This window comes from Micromonospora sp. CPM1 (genome assembly GCF_023896895.1).
GTDB lineage: Bacteria > Actinomycetota > Actinomycetes > Mycobacteriales > Micromonosporaceae > Micromonospora > Micromonospora tulbaghiae.
In genome coordinates, this window is sequence record NZ_JAMHIU010000002.1 from 391,981 (window position 1) to 398,270 (window position 6,290).

The 6,290-nt window shown below is 70.3% G+C and carries 5 protein-coding genes; 1 reads left to right on the plus strand and 4 read right to left on the minus strand.

The genetic code is table 11. The annotated features are described in order from the left end of the window. Position 1 precedes the first annotated feature (1 nt). From M8C11_RS30485 to M8C11_RS04390, 3 genes are read right to left on the minus strand one after another with little or no spacing between them, the layout of a single operon-like run. Positions 2-964 (minus strand): carbohydrate ABC transporter permease, encoded by a 963-nt coding sequence (locus M8C11_RS30485; RefSeq protein WP_120572986.1) that lies wholly within the window; start codon positions 962-964, stop codon positions 2-4. 6 nt (positions 965-970) lie between these two features. Next, positions 971-2,305 (minus strand): ABC transporter substrate-binding protein, encoded by a 1,335-nt coding sequence (locus tag M8C11_RS04385; protein ID WP_252448427.1) that lies wholly within the window; start codon positions 2,303-2,305, stop codon positions 971-973. Positions 2,306-2,342: 37 nt separating this feature from the next. After that, positions 2,343-3,854, minus strand: coding sequence for an alpha-N-arabinofuranosidase (locus M8C11_RS04390; protein WP_252448428.1), 1,512 nt, complete (start codon positions 3,852-3,854; stop codon positions 2,343-2,345). A 150-nt stretch (positions 3,855-4,004) separates the two neighbouring features. Between M8C11_RS04390 and M8C11_RS04395 the strand changes: the two genes are divergently transcribed. Continuing rightward, positions 4,005-5,003: a LacI family DNA-binding transcriptional regulator gene (locus M8C11_RS04395; RefSeq protein ID WP_252448429.1), complete on the plus strand. Its 999-nt coding sequence runs from the start codon at positions 4,005-4,007 to the stop codon at positions 5,001-5,003. 96 nt (positions 5,004-5,099) lie between these two features. On the opposite strand, the gene M8C11_RS04400 is transcribed toward M8C11_RS04395, so the two are convergent. Next, on the minus strand, positions 5,100-5,825 hold the full coding sequence (locus M8C11_RS04400; protein WP_252448430.1) for a methyltransferase domain-containing protein: 726 nt from the start codon (positions 5,823-5,825) through the stop codon (positions 5,100-5,102). Positions 5,826-6,290: the final 465 nt, after the last annotated feature.

Here is a 6,290-nt window from a genome sequence, read left to right on the forward strand (position 1 = left end):
CTCAGTCTTCCCGGTAGCGGAACAGCCGGAAGTTGACGACGCTCACCACGGCCAGCAACAGCGCGAAGAACACGCTCATCGCGGCGGCCCGGCCGGCGTCGTAGTCCCGCAGCCCCTCGTCGACGATCCGCCAGACCACGGTCCGGGTCTGTTCGCCCGGCGCGCCCTGGGTGATCAGGAACGCCTGCCCGAACACGTTCGCCGAGGCGAGGATCGTGGTGGTGAAGACGAACAGCATCACCGGGCGCAGCCCGGGGATCGTGACGTGGCGGAACCGGTCCCAGGCGCCCGCGCCGTCCACCTTGGCCGCCTCGTACAGCTCGGCCGGGATGTCCTGGAGACCGGCCAGGTAGATCACCGCGTTGAAGCCGCACGTCCACCACACGGTCACGCCGACAAGCGACACCCAGGCCCACGGCACGTCGGTCACCCACGGGGTGTCCGACGGTAGCCCGGCCACGCCGAGCAGCCGGTTGACCAGGCCCAGGTTGGCGTCGAGCAGGAACCGCCAGAGCAGACCGATCACCGCCACGCCCAGCACGTACGGCGCGAAGAAGGCGGCCCGGAAGAACGTCCGGCCGGGGAAAGAGCGGTTGAGCAGCAGCGCCAGCCCGAGCGGGATCACCACCAGCAGCGGTACGGAGAACAGCGTGAAGATCCCGGTGGCCCGGACGCTCGACCACCAGTCCCCGTAGATCGCCGACTCGCTGGAGAACAGGTCCCGGTAGTTGCCGAGCCCGACGAACGGCCGGTTGGGCAGTTGCAGGTCCCACTGGTGCAGGCTGATCCAGAGCCCGAACAGGATCGGCGCCAGGCCGAAGACGCCGAACAGGATCAGGTACGGCGCGAGGAAGAGGTACGGGGTCGCGCGGTTGCCGCGTTCCGTCGCGCCCCGGCGGCGGGTGGGCGCCGCCGGGGGCGGCGCGTTCTCACGCACCGCCCCGGCCTCGATCACGTCCGCCACGGCGGATCAGTTCCCGTACTTCTTGCGGTTGTCCTCGAGCTGCTTGTTCGCCTTGGCCACGCCGTCGTCGAGCGCCTGCTTCGGCGACTTCTTGCCCAGCGCCGCCTCGTTGAACGCGCTGTAGAACGTCAGCATGACCTCGCCCAGACCCGGCGCGGCGGGCGGGAAGGCGGCGTACTCCAGCTCCGGGGCGAGCGCGTTGACCTCGGTGAGGCCCTTGAAGTCGCTGCTCTCGCGGACCGCCTTGCGGGCCGGCACCTGGCCGCCCTTGGCCCAGTCGAGCGAGTGCTGGCTCAGCCAGTTGATGAACACCTTCGCCCCGGCGGTCTTGTTCGCGTTCGCGGAACGCTGCTTGACGATGGTGAAGTTGTGCGAGTTCGCCCAGGCGGCCTTCTGGCTGCCGATCTGCGGCAGCGGCGCCACGCCCCACTGCACGTTCGGGCTCTTCTTCAGATCGTTGATCTGCCAGATGCCGTTCCAGGTGAAGGCGTTCTTGCCGTTCTTGAACGCCAGGTAGTCGGCGTCCTGGCCGACGTTCGCCGGGGAGTGGCCCTGCTTGATCATGTCGACCAGCCAGGTGCACGCCTCGACCGCCGGGTCGGAGTTGAACGTCGCCTTCGCCACCTCGGCGTCGAAGAGCGTGCCGCCCCACTGGTGCAGCAGGCTGTAGAAGGTCATGCCGCCGGTGAACTGGAACGGGCTGACCCAGAAGCCCTGCACGCCGGACTTCTTCAGCTCGGTGAGCGCCGCGGTGTACTCGTCCCGGGTCGTCGGCGGCTTCTCCGGGTCCAGGCCGGCCTTTTGCATGACGGCCTTGTTGTAGTAGAAGCCCAGCGGGTGCATGTCGAGCGGGATGCCGTACCGCTTGTCGTTGTAGAGGCCGCCCTTCCAGACCGTCGGGGCGAAGTCGCCCTCGCTCAGCTCCAGGGCCTTGGCCACGTCGTCCAGTTCGCTGATCGTGCCGCGGGCGGCGAACGTGGCGAGCTGGTCCATGTGCATGACCGCGATGTCCGGGCCGTTGCCGCTGGAGACCGCGCCGGGGAGCTTGCTGTAGTAGTCCTGCCACTCGTAGGTGATCACGCTGACCGCGATGTTCTGGTGCTCGCCGTTGAACTGCTGGACGAGCGCCTTGAAGATCTCGCCGTCGCCGCCGGTGAAGCCGTTCCACAGCTTCAGGTCCACCTTCGGGCCGGTGTAGTCCTTGCCGCCGTTGCCGGACGCGCCGGTGCTGTCGGAGCTGCTGCTGCCGCCGCCGCAGCCGCTGAGGGTCAGCGTGGCGGCCGCGCCGAGCCCGAGGCCGAGGCCGAGCAGGCGCCGCCGGCTCATCTCGTTCTGGATCATGGGTACTCCTTGGGGGACGGGATGGAGTATTGCCTGGTCACGGCGCCGGCACGAAGCGCAGCAGGTTCCAGGAGGTGGCCGGCAGCAGCACGGAGGCCCGGCCGCCGTCGACAGTGGGAGTGGTGAGGTCCCGGGGCGTGACCCGCTCCGGGGCCGCTTCGGTGTTCGTGGCGTCCGGGTCGGTTCCGGCCGCCACCGTGGTGTGCGCCTCGGCCCGCAGGCCGGGCAGGCCGCGCAGGTCCAGGTCGAGCGGGACGTCCTGCGAGCTGCGGTTCACCGCGAAGACGGCCAGCCCGCCGGTCTCCTCGTCGTGCACGGCGACGGTGTCCAGCGCGGGCACGTCGCCGTACCGCTTCGTCTCGTAGGCCGGGCCGGTGGGCTCGGTTCGCAGCACGGTGCCGCGGGCGTACCGGGCGGTCAGCGCGAACGGGTGGAAGATGCTCTGCCGCCAGGCCGGGCCGCCGTTGCGGGTACGGATCGGGGCGATCACGTTGGCGAGCTGTGCCTGGCAGGCCACGCCGATGCGGTCGGCGTGCCGGAGCAGGGTGATCAGCAGGTCACCCACCACCACCGCGTCGACGGCCGTGTAGTCGTCCTCGATCAGCGCCGGCGCCTCGACCCAGCCGCGCCGGTCCAGGTCGGACTGGAGGCGGGACTGGTACCAGACGTTCCACTCGTCGAAGGAGATCTTCAGCTTGCGCTTCTGCCGCAGCTTGGCGCCCACGTGGTCGGCGGTGGCGACGACCTCGGTGATGAAGGCGTCCATGTCGACGGCGGAGGCGAGCAGGCTGGCCCGGTCGCCGTCGGAGGGGTCGTAGTAGGTGTGGGCGGAGATGTAGTCGACGTGCTCGTAGGTGTGCTCCAGCACTGTCGCCTCCCACGCGGCGAACGTGGGCATCCCCCGGCCGGAGCTGCCGCAGGCGACCAGGCTGATCGAGGGGTCGATCATCTTCATCGCGCGGGCGGTCTCGGCGGCGAGGCGGCCGTACTCGTCGGCGGTCTTGTGCCCGACCTGCCACGGCCCGTCCATCTCGTTGCCGAGGCACCACAGCCGCACCCCGTACGGCTGCTCGGCGCCGTGCTTGCGGCGCAGGTCGGACAGCTGGGTGCCGCCCGGGTGGTTGGTGTACTCCAGCAGGTCGAGCGCCTCGGTGACGCCGCGGGTGCCGAGGTTGACGGCCATCATCGGCTCGATACCGGCCTCCGCCGCCCAGGTCATGAACTCGTCCAGCCCGAACTCGTTGGTCTCGATCGTCTTCCAGGCCAGGTCGAGCCGGCGCGGGCGGTCGCCGACCGGGCCGACGCCGTCCTCCCAGCGGTAGCTGGAGACGAAGTTTCCGCCCGGGTACCGGACCACCGACACGCCCAGCTCGCGGGTCAGGTCCAGCACGTCGCGCCGCAGACCCCGCCGGTCGGCGCTCGGATGCCCCGGTTCGTACACCCCGCCGTAGACGCAGCGCCCCATGTGCTCGACGAAGGAACCGAAGATCCGGCGGTCCGCCGGCGCGATCCGGAACGCCGGATCGATCGTGAGCTGCGCGTTCGGCACGATGCCAACCTCTCCCTCGCTGCTGTTGCGGGTGACCGCGGTCACTCCGCCGTCAGTGGTTTCTACAACGTTGTAAGCGCCTGTGTAAAGAGGCAGTTGCGTCGTCGTGGCGCGGTACAGTGCGGCCAGCGTTCACCGGAAGGAAGTGCAGTGCGGCACAGGCTCAAGGACGTCGCGGAGCGGGCCGGAGTGTCGGTGAAGACCGTCTCCAACGTCGTGAACGGCTACCAGCACGTGCGCGCCGACACCCGGGCCCGGGTCGAGGAGGCCATCGCCGCACTCAACTACCGGCCCAACCTGTCGGCCCGCAACCTGCGCAAGGGCCGTACCGGTGTGATCGCGCTGGCCGTACCCGAGCTGGACATCCCCTACTTCGCCGAGCTGGCCCGGCACGTCGTCACCGCCGCCGCCGACCAGGGCTGGACCGTGCTCATCGACCAGACCGGCGGCGGCTCCGAGCAGGAACGCAAGGCCGCCAGCGGCATCGGCGACCACATGATCGACGGCCTGATCCTGAGCCCGCTCGCACTCACCGCCGACGACCTCGCCGCGCTGGCCGGACTGCCCATGGTGCTGCTCGGCGAACGCGTCGACCACGGCCCCGCCGACCACGTCATGATCGACAACGTGGCCGCGGCCCGCGAGATCACCGCCCACCTGATCGGGCTCGGCCGCCGCCGGATCGCCGCGATCGGCTCCCAGCGCACCCCCGAGGGCGCCAGCGCCCGGCTCCGCCTGGCCGGCTACACCGCCGCGCTGGCCGAGGCCGGCATCGCGTACGACGACCGCCTGGTGGCGCCCGCGCCGGCCTGGCACCGCGCGGACGGCGCCGCCGCCATGCGGCACCTGCTCACCACGGGGGTACGCCCCGACGCCGTCTTCTGCTTCAACGACACGCTCGCGCTCGGCGCGTTGCGTGCCCTGCACGAGATGGGCCTGCGCGTGCCCGAGGACGTCGCGGTGGCCGGCTTCGACGACATCGAGGACGGCCGCTTCTCGATCCCGACGCTGACCACTGTCGCCCCCGACAAGGAACGCATCGCCCGCCTCGCGGTCGAGCTGCTCGCCGGCCGCCTGGGCCCTGACCGCGACTCCCCGCCGCGCGAGCTGGTAGCCCCCCACCACCTGGCCCTGCGCGAATCCGCCTAGCCCTGTCTTTTGCCGTCGATCATGAAGTTGACGGCGAAGTCGATCTCCATGAGCGCCGTCAACTTCATGATCGACGGTCTCTAGGGCGGGGTGGGGTCAGTCGAAGAAGCGGGCCAGGTGGGAGGCGGGCGGGGCGGGGGCGTCTGCGGGCAGCGGGGTCAGGTCGGCGAAGATCGAGGCGCCGTCGCAGCCGACGTGCAGCGGATACCAGCGCGGCGTACCCGGTGGGCGCTGACCGCAGATGCCCTTGAACGTCTGCACGTCCAGCAGGCGTACGTGGGTCGGGTCGGCCACCGCGTTGACGTGCCGCCACCAGGGACTCATCACGTGCAGCACTCCGCCCGGCCGCAGCACCCGGTGGCACTCGTCGAACAGCGGCAGGAAGTCGATCAGGTGCTCGACGATGTGCACCGCGAAGAACACGTCCACCGAGTCGTCGCGCAGCGGCAGCGAGCCGGCCAGGTTGGCGACCGCGTTCACCCCCGGCGCCGGATAGATGTCCAGTCCCAGGTTGCCCGGCCACTGTTTGGTCGCGCCGCAGCCCAGGTCGACCACCACCGGCGCCTGCCCGGCCACTGTGACCCGGCACCAGACCCCGAGTACGCCGGACAGCCGGCCGATCAGCTCCCGTACCAGCCGTAGCTGTTCCGGGTCGGCGACCTCGCCGGTCAGGTGCGCCACCCCCCGGTCGAAGCGCACCTCGACGGCCGTGCCGCGCAGCCGCTCGTCGTGCCGGACCATGTCGGCCCACGCCTCGGCGAGGAAGCCGTCGGTCTGCCGGAGTCGCTCACCCGAGAGAGCGGTCTGCCCCATCGCCACCATGCGCCACCTCCGGCGGCCCGTTACCCCCTTTTCACCCCCATATGCCCCACCCACCCGTCGTCCTCCCACCCGGGCTGCCGCCCAACCGCGCCCGCCCTCGTCCGACCCGCCCTCGCCCTTCGTCGGCCCGGCCGCCCCGCCTGTCGCCGTGATCAAGGAGTTCGTGCCAGCAGAAGACGCCCTCGGGGACTCAAACTCCTTGATCACCGAAGCGCGCCCGAGATCTTGGAAGATTTCGGCCCTCATAGGGGCACTTTCGTTCCAAGATCTCCCGCGACCCGGCCCGACCCCGTTGATCAAGGAGTTTGTGTCCTGGATCGAGGGCGAAGTCGACGCGAACTCCTTGATCAACCCCGCGGGGCGGGTTGTGCGGAGAGGCGGGGCAGAGTCGTGGGCCGGCGTTCGCCGATCTTGGAGTTGTGGCCCGGACCAAGCTCGCAAAGAGGACATGCGAGAGGCTGAAAC

Excerpts from the sequence above, each read along its gene's own strand:
- M8C11_RS04385 (WP_252448427.1), bottom strand. The coding sequence starts at position 2,305 with ATGATCCAGAACGAGATGAGCCGGCGGCGCCTGCTCGGCCTCGGCCTC.
- M8C11_RS04400 (WP_252448430.1), bottom strand. The coding sequence starts at position 5,825 with ATGGTGGCGATGGGGCAGACCGCTCTCTCGGGTGAGCGACTCCGGCAG.